This is a genomic window from Candidatus Brocadia sinica JPN1 (assembly GCF_000949635.1).
GTDB classification, from domain to species: Bacteria; Planctomycetota; Brocadiia; order Brocadiales; family Brocadiaceae; genus Brocadia; species Brocadia sinica.
In genome coordinates this window covers 1-20557 of record NZ_BAFN01000001.1, presented here as the reverse complement: position 1 = coordinate 20557, position 20557 = coordinate 1, and the positions used below count along the sequence as shown (strand labels likewise).

11 protein-coding genes and 3 riboswitches are annotated in these 20557 nt (G+C 43.6%); of the genes, 10 read left to right on the top strand and 1 reads right to left on the bottom strand.

Annotated features, from left to right (window positions below; all coding sequences use genetic code 11):
- The first annotated feature begins 57 nt into the window (after positions 1–57).
- Positions 58–155: riboswitch (cyclic di-GMP riboswitch) on the top strand.
- Between the two features lie 65 nt (positions 156–220).
- The 9 genes from BROSI_RS00055 to BROSI_RS00015 all read left to right on the top strand — a co-directional run bounded on the left by BROSI_RS00055 (position 221) and on the right by BROSI_RS00015 (position 17912).
- Entirely contained in the window at positions 221–3325 is a 3105-nt protein-coding gene (locus BROSI_RS00055) for a LamG-like jellyroll fold domain-containing protein (RefSeq protein ID WP_052561168.1), read from the top strand.
- A 142-nt stretch (positions 3326–3467) separates the two neighbouring features.
- A complete protein-coding gene (locus BROSI_RS00050) occupies positions 3468–6329 on the top strand; it encodes an FG-GAP-like repeat-containing protein (RefSeq protein ID WP_052561165.1) in 2862 nt (953 codons plus the stop codon).
- Positions 6330–6782: 453 nt separating this feature from the next.
- A riboswitch (cyclic di-GMP riboswitch) is annotated at positions 6783–6894 on the top strand.
- Between the two features lie 252 nt (positions 6895–7146).
- The gene (locus BROSI_RS00045; protein ID WP_052561163.1) at positions 7147–8706 is read left to right on the top strand and encodes a hypothetical protein; all 1560 of its coding nucleotides are present in this window, start codon (positions 7147–7149) and stop codon (positions 8704–8706) included.
- A gap of 178 nt (positions 8707–8884) precedes the next feature.
- On the top strand, positions 8885–9304 hold the full coding sequence (locus BROSI_RS00040) for a carboxypeptidase regulatory-like domain-containing protein (protein WP_052561161.1): 420 nt from the start codon (positions 8885–8887) through the stop codon (positions 9302–9304).
- Positions 9305–9915: 611 nt separating this feature from the next.
- A riboswitch (cyclic di-GMP riboswitch) is annotated at positions 9916–9999 on the top strand.
- A 36-nt stretch (positions 10000–10035) separates the two neighbouring features.
- Positions 10036–13707 (top strand): LamG-like jellyroll fold domain-containing protein, encoded by a 3672-nt coding sequence (locus BROSI_RS00035; RefSeq protein WP_162183207.1) that lies wholly within the window; start codon positions 10036–10038, stop codon positions 13705–13707.
- 51 nt (positions 13708–13758) lie between these two features.
- Positions 13759–14733, top strand: a complete 975-nt coding sequence (locus tag BROSI_RS00030; RefSeq protein WP_200891657.1) for a glycosyltransferase family 2 protein — start codon at positions 13759–13761, stop codon at positions 14731–14733.
- Positions 14734–14840: 107 nt separating this feature from the next.
- Positions 14841–15614 (top strand): glucose-1-phosphate cytidylyltransferase, encoded by a 774-nt coding sequence (rfbF, locus tag BROSI_RS00025; protein WP_052561157.1) that lies wholly within the window; start codon positions 14841–14843, stop codon positions 15612–15614.
- Position 15615: 1 nt separating this feature from the next.
- The gene (locus tag BROSI_RS00020) at positions 15616–16686 is read left to right on the top strand and encodes an NAD-dependent epimerase/dehydratase family protein (protein ID WP_052561155.1); all 1071 of its coding nucleotides are present in this window, start codon (positions 15616–15618) and stop codon (positions 16684–16686) included.
- Positions 16683–17912: a class I SAM-dependent methyltransferase gene (locus tag BROSI_RS00015; RefSeq protein ID WP_052561152.1), complete on the top strand. Its 1230-nt coding sequence runs from the start codon at positions 16683–16685 to the stop codon at positions 17910–17912. Before BROSI_RS00020 ends, BROSI_RS00015 begins: the two co-directional genes overlap by 4 nt.
- A 65-nt stretch (positions 17913–17977) precedes the next feature.
- Here BROSI_RS00015 and BROSI_RS00010 read toward each other — a convergent pair whose 3' ends face one another.
- Positions 17978–19378, bottom strand: coding sequence for a hypothetical protein (locus tag BROSI_RS00010; RefSeq protein ID WP_052561150.1), 1401 nt, complete (start codon positions 19376–19378; stop codon positions 17978–17980).
- Between the two features lie 314 nt (positions 19379–19692).
- On the opposite strand from BROSI_RS00010, the gene BROSI_RS00005 reads away from it, so the two are divergent.
- On the top strand, positions 19693–20557 hold an 865-nt coding region (locus BROSI_RS00005), incomplete at its 3' end, for an ABC transporter permease (protein ID WP_102046772.1).

The following is a 20557-nucleotide window of genomic DNA, read 5'->3' as shown; positions in this document are numbered from 1 at the left end:
ATGATCTGTGTGATTTTAAAATAACGACCTTTTTAAAACAAAAAATAAAGAAAAACAGAACGATAAGGGCAAACCCTGAGTAATCAGGGGACGCAAAGTAAAGGGTCTTTAAACATACAGGGAAGTAGTTTAAACAAGATAGCCTTACTGCCGAAGATGTTTTTATGAATATCTTTGCAGTAAGGCTTTTTTATTTGAATGTTAATTGGGGAGTAAGAAAATGGCTATTCGACATAAATTAATATTAGGGGCGATTTCTTTCACCGGCATATTAGGATTTTTATTCATTCTGTCTTTTCCCTCTTTTGCGCAAGAATGGGGAAGTATTAGCATTGGGACAGATACAGATGGAGCATTGGAAGTATCTCTAGAGAATAGTAAGATAAGACTGAAATATGGACGTTTTTTCGGCGGACACCATTATGAACATGCGATCAAGGATCTGGTAATCAAGAGTGTCAATGAGGATCAGGCAGGGCTTTACCTTGATGCATGCGCTAATCGTGGAACACTTACAACAGCGGTTGTTGTGCAGGATGATGCAAATGTCAAGACCGTTCGACTCGAGTGGGATAATGGAGCCAAGGTGTCAGAGGTATCAATCTATCCAGACAGTCATTATATAAAAACGAAATACCTAAAGTATGGCACAAATATTGTGGACCAGGGATCTCCTGGAGGCGGTGGTAGTAGTAGTGGGGTGTACGAAATATATGGCGCGAGTGAGTGGAAAAGAGGTTACGTAATTTATCCCAATATTTATTTTGATCGGTATCCGGGTGATGTGGGTTACCAAAATATTACCGAAATAGATCAACCAGGGCCTCTGGATTATCACGGATGGTTTATCATGGGTGTATACAACGAGGCAAATGGGAGAGGATTTGGTAGGGTAGCGCCTGTATCGCAGATAGATATTATAAAGCTTTTGTGGAACAAAGGCTTTGAACTTTTCCCTACTTTTAACAGGACACATTCACCCTACACTGCATATTTATTTGTCGTGACGGGTGGAGGCGCCAATGAAATACTCTCAAGGGGGAAAAATCTTGCTGATGGTTTGGGAGATAATGCATCGCCCACTGTGGCTATTACCAACCCGACTGAGGGGACGACATTTACAACACCAACGGACATAATGATAACGGCAACGGCCTCGGATATTGATGGTGTCGTGAGCAAGGTTGAGTATTACGCGGGGAGCACAAAACTTGGTGAAACAACTTCCGAACCTCACATTCTCACATGGAACAATGTAACCGCTGGCAGTTATGTACTCTCAGCAAAAGCAACAGATAACGATGGAGCAACGACGACTTCTAGCGCAGTGAATATTACCGTTTTTAAAGCCGGTATGGTAGGGTACTATAAATTTGATGAGGGGAACGGGACGATTGCTATTGATTCTTCAATCTACGGAAATAATGGTACCATCAATGGCGCCACATGGACAACGGGTAAAAGCGAGGGGGCGTTGAGTTTCGATGGGATTGATGATTTCGCGTCGGTTCCTCTGATGAATCATGACGAGGTTTCCATTGCTGCGTGGTTCTATAAAAATGCAAATGATACAACAAATATTGATGCCATATTCGGTGGATATAGGTGGAATTCAGATGTACAACTTCAGGAAGGCTTTGATTTACGATTTAACAAAACTGCTCCTGATATACTTCAATTCAACCTTGTGACACAGGATGGAAATGGGAATAGGACACAGAAAACCGCCGTAAAGGATTTAGTCAATTCAGTTGGTGGTTGGTATCATGTAGTTGGCACTTACAACAAGGCTACAGGGGAGCAGAAGCTCTATGTAAATGGACTGCTGGTTAATACCAAATTCCATGCGGTAGGAAATACGGTCGTGCCATTGACATATTATTCTGACATGAAAATAGGAAATTCCGGCAATAACGGTTACTTTAATGGCGAGATTGACGACGTCCGCCTTTACAATCAAGCCTTGGCCAACCAGGAAGTACAAGATTTGTATAACACCTTTAGCACGGGTTTGCATGCCCGCTATACATTCGATGAAGGAAGTGGGGTGACTGCAACCGATACATCAGGTAACGGCAACGATGGCGCTATCAATGGGGCCACATGGACAACCGGCAAGAATGGTGGGGCGTTGAGTTTTGATGGGATTGATGATTTCGTGTCGGTTCCTCTGATGAATCATGACGAGGTTTCCATTGCTGCATGGTTCTATAAAAATGCAAAGGATACAACGAATATTGATTCAATATTCGGTGGCTACAAATGGAATTCAGATGTGCAACAGCAGGAGGGTTTTGATCTGCGATTTTATAAAACCACACCCGATAGGCTTGAATTTGTCCTTGTGACACAGGATGGAAGTGGGAATAGGACGCAGAAGGCTGCTGTGAAGGATTTGGTCAATTCGGTGGGTAGCTGGTATCATGTAGTTGGCACTTACAACAAGGCTACAGGGGAGCAGAAGCTCTATGTAAATGGCCAGTTGGTTAATACACGAAACCATCCCGCAGGAAATACGGTTGTGCCATTGACATTATATTCTGACATGAAAATAGGGCAATCAATGATTAGTAACGGTTACTTTAATGGCAAGATTGACGACTTCCGCCTTTACAATCAAGCCATGACCGACCAGGAAGTACAAGATTTGTATAATGCCTTTAGCACGGGTTTGCAGGCCAGCTATCCGTTCGACGAAGGGAGTGGGACGGTTGCTACTGATGCGTCTGGCAACGGCAACGATGGCGCCATCAGTGGGGCCACATGGACAGAGGGGAAGAGTGGAAATGGGTTAAGCTTTAATGGCGCCAGCAATTATGTATCAATTCCCCGCATGAATAATGAAGAGCTTTCTATTGCCGCATGGTTCTATAAGTATGCAAATGATACAATGAGCGCTGATGCTATATTGAGTGGGCATAGATGGGATTCAGATGTGCAACTTCGGGAGGGTTTTGATGTGCGCTTTTATAAAACCTCGCCTGACAGGCTTGAATTTGTTCTTATAACACAGGATGGAAGTGGGAATAGGACGCAGAAAGTTGCAGTAAAGGATTTGGTCAATTCGGTGGGTAGCTGGTATCATGTAGCAGGTACTTACAACAAGGCTACAGGGGAGCAGAAGCTCTATGTAAATGGCCAGTTGGTTAATACACGAATCCATCCCGCGGGGAATACGGTTGTGCCATTGACATGGTATTCCGATATGAGAATAGGGCACTCAATGAATGGTAATGGTTACTTTAATGGCAAGATTGATGGCGTCAAAATCTATAATCGTGCCTTGACCGACCAGGAAGTGCAGGATTTGTATAATGCCTTGTGAGGCATTTGGTTTGCAAATGCGACCAAAATGAATCGTCCTTTAGCCCCTCCTTGCTAAGGAAGGGGCTAAAGGATGGTAAAAAAGTGTTTCCCATTGAAATTATTTTGAGAGGAGAATTTGTCTCTATAAGGAGAAAATGGCAATGAAAAAATTCACTTTATTGGCTGTTACATTAATGCTGTCGTTGATTTTTAATTTTATTGTGGAATCGAAGGTCAATGGCGAGGCGCCAGGAACTCCTGCTAACCTTGAGGCGACGGCTGGAAGCGGCATGGTTAACCTCTCATGGGACAGTGTTGCTGGAGCAACCGATTATAACATATATTTTTCAAGACACCCTGGAATAAATAAATCACATTGGAGAGATCTTGCAGGAATGCGAATAAGTCGAAACACATCACCCTATCAACTAACAGGTCTTAACAATGGAACAACGTATTATTTCGTTGTTACTGCAAAAAATTTGTCTGGTGAAAGCTTATCATCAACTGAAGTTTCTGCAATCCCGTCGACATCTCTGGTTAGTCCGGTTCAATTTAACGATATTTCAGTGATCTCCGGGTTAGAACAGACTACAAAGCAAGCATTTGGAAATCCTTTGCTGGGAGATATCAACAATGATGGCAATTTGGATATTGTAGACCCCCATCACGGCGGGAGTCCTTCGCTTTACCAGAATAAGGGGGATGAAACATTCACGAATATAATTAACAGCTCAGGTATAAATACTGATTATATTGATAGACATGGATATGGCTTGGGCGATTATGATAACGACGGGAATCTGGATTTGTTCATTGGTATAAATATACATGGTGACCAGCTTTGGAAAGGAGATGGTACAGGCAAATTTACAAATGTTACAAATGAGACAGGTATTGATAAGATATCTCCTCATGCACGTGCAATAAGTTTAGCAGATTATGACAATGACGGTTATTTAGATTTGTTTGAATCTTTTGAAGGGAGTGCTGGTGTCGGTGTAGTATATAAAAATGACAAAGGTAGTTATTTTCACGATGTTACGGATTCAATTGGACTAGCCAATTCATTTAATATAGTACAGTCTGTTGCGGATTATGACAATGATGGCGATATGGATTATTTTTCTGGTGGTTATGGCAAAGATAAATTATATCGTAATAATGGAAATGGCACTTATAGTTTGAATAGTTCTTTTATTGTCAAAAATGAAAATGTCCTTTGTCGAGGTGTTGCGTGGGGCGATTACAACAACGACGGATTCGTTGACCTTTATGTTTCCAGAGGTAATAATGATTATCATGAAACACTGTTTTGGGATCAAACAAAGATTGTCTTTAGTTTCACAAAATTTACTGATCCTGGCGAAGTAACCTTCCGATGTGATTCGGGCAGTACGATAACTTTTGATTTGCTCATAGGAAATAGATTAAAACCCGCTTCTGTCTACATAGGAAGTGAAAAAAGGAATCCCTCTCAAATTCCTTTCAATCTGAGTTCCGATGAGGTTACAGGGACGCCGGTAATTAATACCGGACAAGAAGACGCCTTCTTCGTTTGGAAAGAAGATACGGATAATGTTTGGCATATACAATGGACCGAGGCTACAAATGCAATTGGACCGGGTTTTTGGGGGCATATTGTATCCGATGGGAATTTTTCGCAAGTGAAGACTAATAGTTTAACATTACTTACAAATTACAAATCTACCCTTTATCGGAATAACGGGGATGGGTCTTTTACCGATGTAACCGAGGAATCACGTACGGGGCACATTGGCAATAACGGCGGGGCAGCATGGGGAGATTTCGATAATGATGGATATTTAGACTTATATGTTGTAGACGCAAGCGATATCCTGGGAAACAGGACAAATACCCTCTATCGTAATCTGGGAGACGGAACTTTCGAGGATATTACCGAGACGGCCGGGGTTGGCGCTGCAGATGCAGTTGGGCGTCATTACGGCGCCTCATGGGGAGACCTTAATAATGACGGAAATCTGGATTTGTTTTTGTCGAACGGATTTGGATGGGGATTTCCTCTATCAAATGGGAAGGCAATACTTTACAAAAATCCTGGGAATGGTAATAACTGGATAAAAATTAAATTGGTAGGCACAAAGAGTAACCGATCAGGAATTGGCGCCAGGGTAGTATTAAATACTTCTCAGGGGATTCAAACACGCCAGCTAAATGGGAATGGAGGTGAAGTTTATTCACAGGGGGTGTCCCCACTTCATTTTGGTTTGGGGAATATAAGTGTGGTAGATACTATTAATATATTCTGGCCAAGTGGCGCCGTCCAGACATTAAGCCAGATTTCAGCGAACCAGGAGCTAACAACTGTCGAGACGAATATAAATGACTCTATGGTAGCCCACTATCCGTTTGATGAGGGGGCAGGAGCGATTGCAACTGATGCGTCTGGCAACGGTAATGATGGCGCTGTGAACGGAGCCGCATGGACGACCGGGAAGAGTGGAAATGGATTAAGCTTTGATGGAATCAACGATTACGTATCAATTTCCCGTATGAATCATGAAGAGATTTCCATTGCTGCATGGTTCTATAAAAATGCAAATGATGCAACGGGTGTTGATGCCATATTTGGTGGATATGGATGGAATCCAAGTTTGCAACTTCGAGAGGGTTTTGATGTGCGATTTTATAAAACCGCACCTGATACACTTCAATTTATCCTCGTGACACAGGATGGAAGTGGAAATAAGACACAGAAAACTGCTATAAAGGATTTGGTCAATTCGGTTGGTGGTTGGTATCATGTAGTTGGCACTTACAACAAGGCTACAGGGAAACAGATGCTCTATGTAAATGGGCAGCTGGCCAATACTCGAACCCATCCGGCGGGGAATACGGTTGTGCCATTGACATTGTATTCCAACATGAGAATAGGGCATACAGGGTTTAATGGTTATTTTAATGGTACGATTGATGATGTTAGAATTTACAAACGTGCCTTGACCGACCAGGAAGTGCAGGATTTGTATAATGCCCTGTAGTAGAGTGTTACCTTTAAAAACTTTTTTGTAAGTTTTATTCATAGAAAACCGTTAACACCAAGGCATGAAATCAGAAATTCAAAACAATTTCAAATAGGCAGTTCAATTGAAGCTGGTGAAGTTTATATCGATGAACAAATAAAAAAGGGTTTTGTGTGACATGGCACATAAGTGCGACGTCACACTTGTGTGCCATGTCACACTTTTCCTTTGCCTTAGCAACGGACGATTCTGCTTTATGGTATCTTATAATAGACTGCATCCAAATGGTTTATGATAAATATTACACGATAAACATTTTGGTCTTGTTTGTGGCATTCTTTTTGACAATTAAAAGTATGCTTGGTTGATGCCTTCTAAGTCATTTTTTACAAGTTTTTTTAACCTGATCTATGGATAGAATTATTGTTGACATAATTTAACAAAAAATTAGGATTCGTACGAAAAATACCGTCCCGAAAAAGGCAAACCCTGAGTGATCAGGGGGCGCAAAGTAAAGGATCTCGTCAGCCATTTAAGCAGTTTAAACAATTTAAACCGCTCATGAGACAGCCTTACTGCCGAAGATGTATCTTAGAATATCTTTGCAGTAAGGCCTTTTTTTTGGCATTTTAAAATTTAATTGTATAAGAATTCTCATTTTATTTGAGCGGGTTACAGGGTAGCATGGACTTTGTCGTAAGCGCTCAATCGAACGACAAACTTTGTTTGTCCATGTTTAACTTAAGAAAGGGGGGTGCATCAAAAAAATCAATTTGTAAATAGTAATTTTGGAGCGTACTTTGTTTTTTAATTTAAAGAAGAGAAGGAGGAGAATATGCGTAAAATATGTAGGTTACTGTTACTATCGCAAGCTACTTTGTTATTGCCTGCACTTATTCACGTTGGAGCAAATGCTGCTGCTCCAAGGCTTGTGGAAGAAAATAAAATAGAAATGCAAAAACAAACTCATCAGCTAGAGGCTGCAAAATCGAGAACGATGGAAGAGATGCTGGCGGATAATGCAACCAAGCAACCGCTGCAGGTAAAGGAGATATCATTCCGTCCGCACGGAGATCCCCAAAAATACGAGGAAATGAAGAAACAGGCGCAAGATAAGACAAAAGCTCCTCAGGGTCGTCCAGAAGCAAAGGGCCCTTTGGCGCCACCGATTATTATGGGGATTAATTTCAATGGAGTTAACCAAACGGCAGCGGGAGGGTGGTATCCACCTGATACCCATGGGGCAGTAGGAAAACAACATTTTGTTGAGGTAACAAATTCTAATGTTAGTATCTACAGGAAATCAGATCAGGTTTTGCAAAGCAGTGTCTCAATGAACGCTTTTTTTGGATATTTCGAAGAAGCTCTTTTTGATCCTCGATGCGTTCATGATAAAGATTGGAATCGTTTTATAATTACCGCAGAGTCGTTTCCAGAAATAGATGGCGATCAATGGCATTTTATTGCAATTTCCAAGAACTGGAATGCCTTTAGCGGATGGTATATTTATGCTTTCAATGTGGGAGCTATTTACGGTGGCGCTTTTTGGGACTATCCTCAACTTGGCATGGATCAGGATGCGTTAATTATTACGGCAAATCTTTTTGATCCTTTTTATATTGGATCAGCTTTGTTCACTATGTCAAAGGCTCGCGCATACAACGGATTAGGTCTTGGTGTCCCATTTTGGGGAGGCCTTATGGGAACCATTGCACCACCTATAGTGCGCGACCAGAATGAGTGGGCGACTTTAGCAGTTGCAGATCCATTTACCGATAATACGGGATTATACCTTTATTACTTGGAAAATGCGGAAAATCCAGCATTCGCTGCTCTGTTGGGACCGTATTATCTGGATGTGCCAGATTTCTTCATACCACCTAGCGCCACCCAACCCGGTACTGCTAGTGTGCTTGACACCCTGGATTGCCGTTTTGTTAATGCAGGCACCCAGATCGGTAATAATCTCTATCAAGTCCACACAGTTAACTTGGGCGGACTTCCCACACCCGTGTGGTATCTGATCGATTGGTGGTTTGGCACGCTTACCGTAGCCGATTCCTTCTTTGCGGCTGGTCCATCCAATGACTGGAATGCCTCGATTGTAGCAAATAACTTTAATGATGTGTATGTAACATGGACATCAAATAATCCTAGCACGGGCACAAACGCCCAAGTGAGGCTCTCCGGCCGAAGGAATTTTGATCCTCTCGATATCGGAGCTGGTGTGGCAGCATTCACAAGTCCTACATATTATACTGGTTATCGATGGGGTGATTACTCAGCGGTCACTGTTGATTCAAGCGTTGCAGGTGAACTCCGTGCCTGGCTTGTTAATGAAACAATCATTAATCCCACTACATGGGGTTCGAGGATAGTCAGAATTGGTTTCTAAGGGATGATTTCTAGATTAGATCATTGTTGCATAAAGGGGGGGAGCAGTGGCAAGTCTCCCCCCTTTTTTATTTTTTACCAAATGTTTACAGATACACTTAGATAAACGCTGATAAAATCAATACTTATATGCATTCTGCGATAATGCACAGAACGCAAAACCAGGAAAATCAATCGATATGATCAGCTTAGTTCGGTTCAGGCTATTCATAACTGTAGCAATGATGGCATTTGTTTTTAGCTGTGTTAAAGACTATAACAATGTCTTGCGAAATAATGAAAAAAAAGAGACATTAAGCGGAAAGTTAGTGGGTGTCGTAACACGAGGTCCAATTTCACCTATGAGTAAAGATGAGAACCTTCAAACAAAACCGGCTATAGATGTAAAAATTGTGGTCATGACCTTATCAGGAAAGACCGTAGAGACCGTAGCGACTGACAATGATGGCAGATACAGTATCACCTTGCCTGCAGGGACTTATCGCATTGAAATGCTCCGTTCATCATCAGAGATGACAAAAGATTTACCTACCGTAGTAACTATTATCAAAGGTAAAGAGACACACCTTGATATTCACATAGACACCCGCATACGTTAGATGATGTATATTTTTAAATTATACGACCTTCCCGTAGTTAGCCCCGCACCGAACCCATAACTTCCATCAACTTCACTGCAGCCAAGATACACTTCATCCTCGGACCAAGGGAACCATTAGAACGATGTTCACCCCGAAGTGGAAAATAAAAAGGCAGTGAAAAGCCTTAGTCTTTTGGTCTTTTCGTTGATTAAGAAGCTTTTTTCTCGTGACTATCCTATGTTCCGGTTCGGTAATACCTCTGGCGGCTTTATCTGCAACGCCTCTATCTACGGCTTGGTTACCGTCGTTACGTCATACAAAAACAGTCTCGGCTCCTTGTCTCGCCGTCTTACCTCAAACAGCTTTCACCCTATCTTTTCCTGATTCCCCGATAGTCACGCCAAATTATCGTACGGATTATTCTCGTCAAATCCACGCTTCATATCCAGGACATCACCCGCCTATCAGACGAATTTCCGCTCAAACACTAAATATTTTAACAAATCTGCCGATAATTTTACCATCTAACGACTAAAGATACTAAATCCACACTTAATTATTGGGAAAGCGAGGTGATTGGGTACCTGAATGGATTAATAAATTTGCTAGACCTACAAAAGAGGTAGCAAATTTGAAAAAGGCAAACCAATCGTGAGATTGGGACGCAAAGCTATGGGTCTTCAATGAAGAATGAAGAATGCCAAGTTGCCATGTTTGTTTTACTAATCTTTTTGTTGGGAGAAGTAATTATGAAAGTTAAAAATGATCTTTTAGGATTTATTTTTTTAATTATTACCCAAGGGTTTTTCTTAGCTGAAACAGGATTCGTGTCTATGGTTTCAGCAGACGATGGCTGGAAGAATTTCTACGGCATTGCCTGGACAGGAACATCACCAGAGCATGCAAAATATGCAAAACAAATGGGATATGATTCTATAGCAATACAGACTAATACTACCTATAAAGGTAAGCAAGACTACGCTAATCTTAAATTCTATTTTATTGACCCCAAGAACTGGGCTTTTGACTTATTTGGATATGAAAGGTTTATAGATACTACGAAAACTTATTCACAAGCAGAAAAAGATTTTTACAACCAACACATGGTGTGGAAAAGTTATGATACGTTCCCCTACAATTTGGCGTCAGGTTGGTTCCAAGGCACCTCCACCAAATTTTCCGCCATGTGGGATTTTCAACAACAGGCAGTTATTGATATGGTTGTCGAGAAAGTCATGACGATGTTTCATGGCTATGAAGACGCAAGTTTGCCATTTACCTTTGCAGGATATATGGATGATGAGCCAAGTCTCAATGGCATTTTTTATCGTTGGGAGAAAAACAGGAATAGTGTAACTTCTTTATCCTATTGGACAGGGACAGAATCTGGACGGGTGCATGATGCCATTGTACATAAGTATGCAACATATCAAGAAGGAAAAGCTGCATTTTTCAAGAAGTTGCGGGAGAGAATGCTGCAAGATTTTCCAGATGCTAAATGGATTGGAGAACCTTATAGTATGTACTGGGGGTGGGTAAATGTGATAAAAGATTGTGCCGATAAAGATGTTTTGACTCACGATATGTTAGTGCAAGAAGGTTCGAACACTGAATTTGTCGATGATGATAGGATCTTTAATTCAGGGGTAACTATTACAAAAGATATGGTAGGTGTTACTCAACCGAATAATGTTAATGAGTATGAAAATCGTCTTTATGCAGCCAAGGCAGGCATTAATGGGGCATGGTATAATTGGTTTGGGAGATTCGGAGGCACGGGAAATATGCCGAATTTCAAAAGTATCACAGAGGTTTATCCAAGACTTAAACTCATACGGTGCTTGCCGAATTGGGACAATTTAAATAATGTTCCTCTCACCGATCGTTCATGGGATGGCAGTGTGTATCGGAGCACAAAGAGTTATGCCAGCAGCGATGTCATGTATTCACGTCAGCCGAAGACAGGAAAACTCTTTGCGGTATTTAACACAACGAATGGGGTGGTAAAACTCAATGCGGGTGAGACGGTCACTGGAGTACAACGTGCCGATAGCTACTTTATTGAGTCCGGTGATGGGAGCGCAGATGTCGATATCCTTGGCGATGAAATAAGGTTAAAGAGTGGGGTTGGCATTGATGTCGATGCAACCAACGGTCAGGTGAAGGGGAGGGGGTACATTTTTACATTATCAACATCAACCGGTATAGCCCCTAATGTGACGACGGGGTCGGCGACCGATGTGGCGTCAAATTCTGTCACGTTGGGAGGCACAGTAAATGCCAATGGCTTATCAACTACAGCATGGTTTGAGTATGGCACAACAAGCGGGTCATATGGCAGCAAGTCATCGGCGCAGGGTGTCAGCGGTTCAGGCGATACAGCGATAAGCATAGACATAAACGGATTGTCGGCAGCGAAGACGTATTATTACAGATTGGTGGCGCAGAACAGCGCAGGAACTGCGTACGGGAGTGAAATGTTTTTTACTACATCAGACACTATGGCGCCAAATTGTTCCATAAGTATCAACAATGGCGACTTATATACCAAATCCACTGCCGTGACCCTGGCTTTATCTGCTACTGATGATGTGGGGGTGACAGGGTATTATCTCTCTATGGATTCAACGGTTCCATTAGCGTCGGCAGCAGATTGGACTACGGTATCATCCACTACCGGTTTTTATGCCAGCGTTTCGTATAACCTAAGCGCCGGGGACGGCGGCAAGACGGTATATGCCTGGTATAAGGATGCCGCCGGGAATGTATCAAACACAACCAGCGACTCAATCACTTTAGATACGACTATTCCACTGATAACAATCACGAGTCCTACATCCAATACCACTCATACAACAACGAGTGGCACGATCACCCTAGGCGGAAGCGCCTCAGACAGCGCAAGCGGTGTAAGCAAGGTGGCATGGAGTAGCGACAAGGGGGGAAGCGGCACGGCCAGCGGAACGACCGGTTGGTCTATCTCCGGTATAAGTTTATCGACAGGTGATAATGTAATTACCGTTACAGTCACTGATGGGGTAAACAACACAGGGACAGATACAATTACCGTTGAGAAGTTGGAAACGAACACCGGCACCGGCCTGCAAGCATGCTATCCTTTCAATGAGGGGACCGGGACAATTGCTACAGATAAGTCCGGAAATGGTAACGACGGTACGATCAACGGTGCTACATGGGCGGCAGGGAAAAATGGAAATGGGTTAAGTCTTAATGGCGTCAGCGATTCCGTATCAATTCCCTGCATAAATAGTGAAGAGATCTCTATTGCAGCATGGTTCTATAAAAATGCAAATGATACAACGAATGTTGATGCCATTTTGGGCGCATGGAAATGGAATTCTGATGTGCAACTTCAGGAGGGGTTTGATGTGCGATTTTACAATACCACACCTGATAGACTTGAATTTATTCTTATGACGCAGGATGGGAATGGGAAGAAAACACAGAAAACTGCTGTAAAGGACTTGAGCAATTCAGTGGGTAAGTGGTATCATGTTGCAGGGACATACAACAAGACAACGGGAGAACAGAGGCTCTACGTGGGTGGCCTGCTGGTTGATACAAAATTCCATCCCGCCGGTAATACAATCGTGCCATCGACATCTTATGCTGATATGAGAATAGGGTACTCAAGGATTAATAATGGTTATTTTAATGGCAAGATCGACGAAGTCTACTTTTACAATAAACCTTTGAACGACCAGGAAGTGCAAGATTTGTATAATGCCGTTAGCGATGGCATGCAGTCCCGCTATACGTTCGATGAAGGAAGCGGATTGGTCGCCACAGATTCATCCGGCAATGGTAACGATGGCGCCATCGTGGGGGCAACATGGACAACGGGTAAAAACGGTAAGGCATTGAATTTTGATGGAATTAATGATTTCGTGTCAGTTCCACGGACAAATCAGGACGAAATTTCCATTGCTGCATGGTTCTACAAGACCGTAAATGATAAAAAGGCTGTTGACGCCATTTTGGGCGCATGGAAATGGAATTCTGATGTGCAACTTCAGGAGGGGTTTGATGTGCGATTTTACAATACCACACCTGATAGACTTGAATTTATTCTTGTGACGCAGGATGGGAATGGGAAGAAAACACAGAAAACTGCTGTAAAGGACTTGAGCAATTCAGTGGGCAAGTGGTATCATGTTGCAGGGACATACAACAAGACAACGGGAGAACAGAGGCTCTATGTGGGTGGCCTGCTGGTTGATACAAAATTCCATCCCGCCGGTAATACAATCGTGCCATCGACATCTTATGCTGATGTGGGAATAGGGTACTCGAGGGTTAATAATGGTTATTTTAATGGCAAGATCGACGAAGTCCGCCTTTACAATAAACCCTTAAGCGACCAGGAGGTACAAGACTTGTACAATAGCATCGGTTATTGAATTCCCTGGAAAATTTAGTATAATGCTCCTTAAAGGCCTAACGGAAATGAATTGATAGGGGTTGGAAGGGAGAAGGTTGTAATTAACAAAGGAATGACGAGTAAAAATAAAACACGGGTAAGCATAGGCTTACCCGTGTTTAATGGCGAGATGCACCTTGAAGAGGCGATAGATTCAATTCTTTCCCAAACGTATTCAGATTTTGAACTGATCATCTCTGACAATGCCTCTACCGATAAAACACAAGAAATTTGTAAGGCCTATGAAGCCAGAGACAGGCGCATTTGTTACTATAGAAATGAAAAGAATCTCGGAGCTGCCAGGAATTTTAACCGGGTCTTTGAGTTATCATCGGGTGAATATTTTAAATGGGCAGCCCATGATGACCTGTTAACCCCAGACTTTTTATTGAGATGCGTTGAGGTGCTCGACCATGATGCTTCCGTGGTCCTGTGTTATCCCCGGACGGAGATTATTGATGAACATGGGAAATTTTTAAGGAACTACGATGTGAAATTGAACACGGATTCGCCGAAACCGAACGAACGTTTTCATGATCTTATCTGTATCTTTCATGGTTGTTATCAGATTTTTGGGTTAATTCGGGCAAGCGCCCTTAAAATGACGTCTCTTATCGGCAACTTTACCGGATCGGACAGAAATTTGTTGGTAGAACTTGGTCTCATAAATAGATTTTATGAAATTCCTGAGCGGCTCTTCTTTTCAAGAGACCATCCACAACGTTCAATAAGGCACGTCTCTTTCTACTCACGCGCAGCGTGGTTTGACCCGGCAAAAGAGAGACAGGTGGCATTTCCGCACTGGAAAAGGTTTTTAGAGTATCTTAGGTCGCTCAGACGCGCCTCATTAAACCGGTATGAGCGTGCGCGTTGTTATCTGCACATGGTGCAATGGTTAGGGATGAAATTTAACTGGCAGTGGTTGCTGAAAGATTTGATAATGGCCGTCAGGTCCGCGGTTTGGATTTTTCTGTGGAAAGCAAAAAGGGTGTTTTTGCAAAAATGAACAATGATTCGCTGATAAGCTCCGGAATTTCGTGTTGATTCTATTCCTATGGCTGTCGCCTGGAATAAAACCGGTAAATAGAGGGAAGAAACGATGGAGGACATTCTATGAAAGTGGCCATTCTTGCTGGAGGCGTTGGCACCCGCCTCGTTGAAGAAACAGAGGTAAAGCCGAAGCCGATGGTAGAAATTGGTGGCCGGCCGATTCTCTGGCATATTATGATGCACTATTCTCATTACGGCTTTAAACACTTTGTGATTGCCCTCGGTTATAAGGGGGAGGTGATTAAAAAATATATGGTGGATTATTGCTCACTGAACAGCAATTTGACTGTTCATTTGGGTAGCGGGGAGGTAAAGGTCCATAGTGCAGCGAAAACAGATTGGACAATCGATCTGGTTGACACCGGCATACCGACGCTAACGGGTGGCCGTATCAAGCAACTTTCTCCATACATGGGAAACGAGACGTTTATGCTGACATGGGGGGATGGGGTTTCCGATGTAAATTTGCATGATCTGCTCAGTTTCCATCGCTCTCACGGCAAGTATGCTACGTTAACTGCCGTTCGGCCGCCTGCGCGGTTTGGTCATCTTGAGCTGGATGGCAATCGTGTGGTGGAATTCTCCGAAAAGCCACAGACGAGCGAAGGGTGGATTAATGGGGCTTTTTTTGTTTTGGAGCCAACGGTATTTGATTATATCGACGGTAATGACACGCAGTGGGAGAAAGAACCGATGGAAAGACTGGCGAAAGACGGCCAGTTAATGGCATACCGTCATACATCTTTCTGGCAATGCATGGATACGTTGCGTGATAAGAGATTATTGGAAAGTCTTTGGCAAGAGGGTAATGCGCCCTGGAAAATCTGGAGGGAATAGCATGCGTATATTGGTAACAGGACACAACGGTTATATCGGCGCCGTTATGACGCCGATGCTTATTGCTGCGGGGCATGAGGTGGTGGGGCTGGACAGCGATCTCTATGCACAATGCACGTTTGGAGATGATACTCAGAACATCCCATCGTTAAAAAAGGATATCCGGGATGTTGAGTTGTCCGATCTTGATGGGTTTGACGCCGTGTTGCATCTTGCCGGTCTTTCAAATGATCCGCTCGGTGATTTGAATCCGGAATTAACGTATGAAATTAATCATACTGCATCGGTGCGCCTGGCTAAATTGTCGAAAGAGACTGGAATTAAGCGCTTTATTTTTTCATCGTCTTGCAGCATCTATGGCGTTGCGGGCGAGAATATGGTGACTGAAGAAGCAGAATTTCATCCGGTTACTCCCTATGGTATCTCGAAAATGCTTGTTGAGGGGGAAGTGGCAAAGCTGGCGGATGCAGACTTCAGTCCCACATTTCTCCGTAATGCAACAGCCTATGGGGTATCGCCGCGCCTGCGCTTTGACCTTGTGCTCAACAATCTGGTCGCCTGGGCATTTACTACCGGTCGTGTATACATTAAGAGCGACGGCACCCCCTGGCGCCCTATTGTCCATATCGAAGATATATCCCATGCCTTTATAGCGGCGCTGGGCGCGCCGAGGGAACTCGTGCATAACCAGGCATTTAATGTTGGCATCAATGGGGAGAATTATCAAATTAGGGAGATTGCGGAGATCGTCAAAGAAACAGTGCCGGGATGCCATATTGAATACGCCGAGGACGCAGGACCGGATAAGCGCTGCTATCGTGTTGATTGCAGTAAACTGGCCCGTATGCTGCCGGAATTTAAGCCTCAATGGAACGCGCGCAGGGGCGCGGCTCAATTGTATGCGGCGTACAAGAAGACCGGATTGTCCCTGGAAGATTTTGAAGGGCCAAGATACAAACGCATTGGTCACATTAAAAAGTTGCTGAGCATGGGTAGTTTGGATGAAACACTCCGGTGGAAAAAAGAGGAAGCCACAGCAAACACATCAAGAAAAGAGAAGAGCTACACATGAATCAAACAAAGATAGCTTGTAGATCCTGCGGGGGAAAAGACCTGGAGTCAATTTTGTCTTTTGGCCGGACACCGCTAGCCGATGCATTGCTAACGGAAGAACAATTAAAAGAACCGGAGTTGATGGCGCCCCTTGATTTGGTATTTTGCCCTGATTGCTCCCTGGTGCAGATAACGGAATCCGTTTCTCCCGAGATTCTCTTTTGCAGGGATTACCCGTATTTTTCTTCCGTGTCGAAGGCGCTGCTACAACACTTCAGGGAAAGCGCGCTGGCTATAATACAGTCACATCATTTGAATTCGGACAGTCTGGTTGTTGAAGCAGCCAGCAACGACGGGTACATGCTGAAAAATTTTGTAGAAAAAGGGATTCCTGTTCTGGGAATTGATCCGGCCATGGGACCAGCCGGGGCGGCGCAGCAAGCCGGTATCCCAACGCTTTGTACATTCTTCGGGCAGGATCTGGCCAGGCAATTTCGGGAAGAGGGACGGATGGCCGATGTCTTTCTCGCCAACAATGTCCTGGCTCACGTGCCGGATCTTAATGGCTTTGTGGAAGGCATTCGAATTCTCTTGAAAGAGGAAGGCACAGCGGTGATAGAAGTACCTTACGTAGTTGACCTTATTGAACATTGCGAATTTGACACGATTTACCATCAACACCTCTGCTACTTTTCCGTAACTGCATTGGATAAATTATTGAGAAGGCATTCTCTTTTTCTTAATGAAATAAAGCGCGTACCAATACATGGAGGATCGTTGCGATTGTTTATCGGACACCGCGCGGCCGCAGGTGAATCTTTCCGTTTGCTCCTGAATGAAGAGGGGAAGAAGGGAATTCATCGCGTTGAGTATTATCGCAATTTCGCAGACCAGGTAAAGGAGATAAAGAATTCTTTGTGTAATCTGTTACAGGATCTGAAACAGGCAGGGAAGAAAATTGCGGCTTATGGGGCAGCGGCGAAGGCGACTACATTGCTGAATTATTGCGGAATTGATAAAAAACTTGTGGATTATGTGGTGGACATAAACAAATTCAAGCATGGACGCTATATGGGGGGCAATCGCTTGCGCATCTTTTCACCTACGAAGCTTTTGGAAGACATGCCGGACTATGTATTGTTGCTTGCCTGGAATTTTTCGGAAGAAATTTTGCAGCAACAAGAGGAATACCGGAGGCGTGGCGGTAAATTCATCATTCCCATTCCCTATCCCGCCATTGTTTAGAACTCATGGGGTGTATTCGGGGTATTCTCACCTTTAAAATTATCACACGTTACGATTTACACTTTTCATTTTTCACGCCGCCCCCGAAAGGCAGCAATCAACAGGAGACCCCATGATGTTGCAATGATAAAAGACTGGATAAATTCGCTTGCCGCCACGATAATCAATATCCGGCGACTACTACACCCATGTCCGTGCAGTATACCGGGCAATTGTAAATTTACGTACGTACCTCCCAGTGACACGATAAAGAGCATAACCATTGCAATGAGGGTCGATTGTGACACTTTGGGAAAGCGTTTCTTGTATATTAAGGACAGGATTACTCCAGCAAAAGAAGCAAGAAAAAGGGGCGAATGGGATAAATAACTGATGAGTTTGGTAACCAGTATCCAGTGTGTTTGAGGCTTCAGCGGTACAACCGTTAGATTGCCAAAAGCCGCATCTACGTGGTGTGCAATGAGCAAAAAAGAACCCCTGGACAGGTTGGCCGAGGTAGTTAGTCTCCGGATGTTCCAAGTTATGGGCTCATACTCTACGTCTTTTTCCCACACCTTGAGACTATATAAGCTGCCGGCCTGTATTGTTTCCACTCTTGCCTTAAACCAATAGGTATGCCCGGTTTCAAACTGGTGTGTATCGGTGCTGGGGCTAGGGCTGTCTGGTGGATTGCCAGGCCCGGCGTGAATATGCAACAGATTGCGCTGGTTCCTTTTCCATTCATACCAGTTTGAACCTCCCGCTGGCTCCCAACCGCAGTGCGGTTGCGGACAAACCACGGGTAAATTTGTGTGTCCCTGCCAGCGGAAAAGAACGCCAAGTCCGGGGCCCACGCTTGTGCTCGAGTCAAAAGCCGATTCATCAATAGCGTGAATCGTAACCGGGACAGTAACCTCATAGTCGGTCCAACGCATATCACCAATGGCTACAATGCGGTCATAGCCAACATGATCCGGGTGCGTACGGATGCCATTTTTATCTAAAAACCACAACCCGTCGACAATCTGGGCCACATCTTGTATTTTTTCCACAGAACTCCAGTTTATAGCATATGGCAGAGGCCAGGCGTTTCCTTTTGTGCACTCAACCGTTACCGTCTCAATGGTCTGATTGCCAAGACTATTTGTGGCTTTAATGACAACCTGATTTTGGCCGATTATGAGGTCTGCGTATGCGATTTCGATATTGAAATCGCCAGGGGAAACGAGACGGCGCTTGTCGGGTCCCAGAGAAAGAGGCTGTTCAGGCCGGCCATTTAGTGAGTAATTTAACGAGGTTATTCCATCCGGGTCTGATACGTTGCCAAGGATATTGACCCAGCGCTGTGGGAGGCCAAAACGCCCAAAAACTTGATGATGGCCATACCAGATATGAATAGCGGGGGCGTCTGCTTTTACCTGGGTGGTATAGAGCAGTCCTAGAATAAAGAGAGGAACACCCATCATTCTCCAGAAACCTTTTCTCATGTTTGCCTTTTCCTTGAAACAATTTTATTGAATGTAATGCCATTATTTTGTTAAAAAAACTTGCATAAAAGCCGATATATTAACAGACGATGTGTTGTTGTCAACAGATTTATCTGGTTTGAGATAAGGAAACGAAACAATATTTGCAATAAAGACAAGTTTCCAAAGATTTAGAGAACTTACTCCTGATCGGTTTATTCATGATGGTTTACCCCTTGCTATATATTATGATATGAGTTATGATATTTTATTATGTAAATTTTTGCGTCACGTTAATCCCAGAGAAAATTAATCACATACGCATAAAAAAATAGATGAAGACAGATAACCATCATATCGGGGAAGAAGGCAAAAAATATAGCGTGCCTACTATCATTATCTCTCCTTCCAGGGGATGGGTTTCGCTTAAGTTACATGAATTATGGGAATATCGTGAATTAATCTACTTCCTTGCCTGGCGTGACATTAAGGTCCGTTACAAACAGACCGTATTGGGAGCGGCGTGGGCAATTATACAGCCTTTTTTTACCATGATGGTGTTTAGCCTTTTCTTTGGAAGACTTGCTCAAGTGCCGTCAGACGGCATACCTTATCCAATCTTCAGTTACACCGCATTGGTACCATGGACCTTTTTTGCTAACGGACTGAGTCAGGCATCAAACAGCGTGGTAGCCAGCTCCAATCTTATTAAAAAAATATATTTTCCGCGCCTGGCAATACCGATTGCAACAGTGTTATCGGGAGTTGTTGACTTTATCCTGGCGTTTTTTATGTTAACCGGTATGCTGTTCTATTATGGATATGTGCCCACGATTAATTTGATTTGGCTCCCTTTCTTGTTGCTATTAGCATTCGTTACGTCTCTCGGTGTATCTTTATTGCTTTCTGCAATGAATGTACAGTTCCGTGACGTGCGTTATATAATACCTTTTTTAACCCAACTATGGCTCTTTGCAACACCCATTGCTTATCCAAGTAGCCTGCTGTCGAAACCCTGGCAAACTCTTTATGGAATTAATCCCATGGTTGGTGTGGTGGAGGGGTTCCGTTGGGCATTATTGGGCACAAATACAGCGCCGGGACCGATCATCGTCGTTTCTTCATTCGCCGCATTATCTCTGCTGGCAGGTGGGATTTTCTATTTTCGCCGGATGGAGTGGGATCCCCGGGTACCGAGCT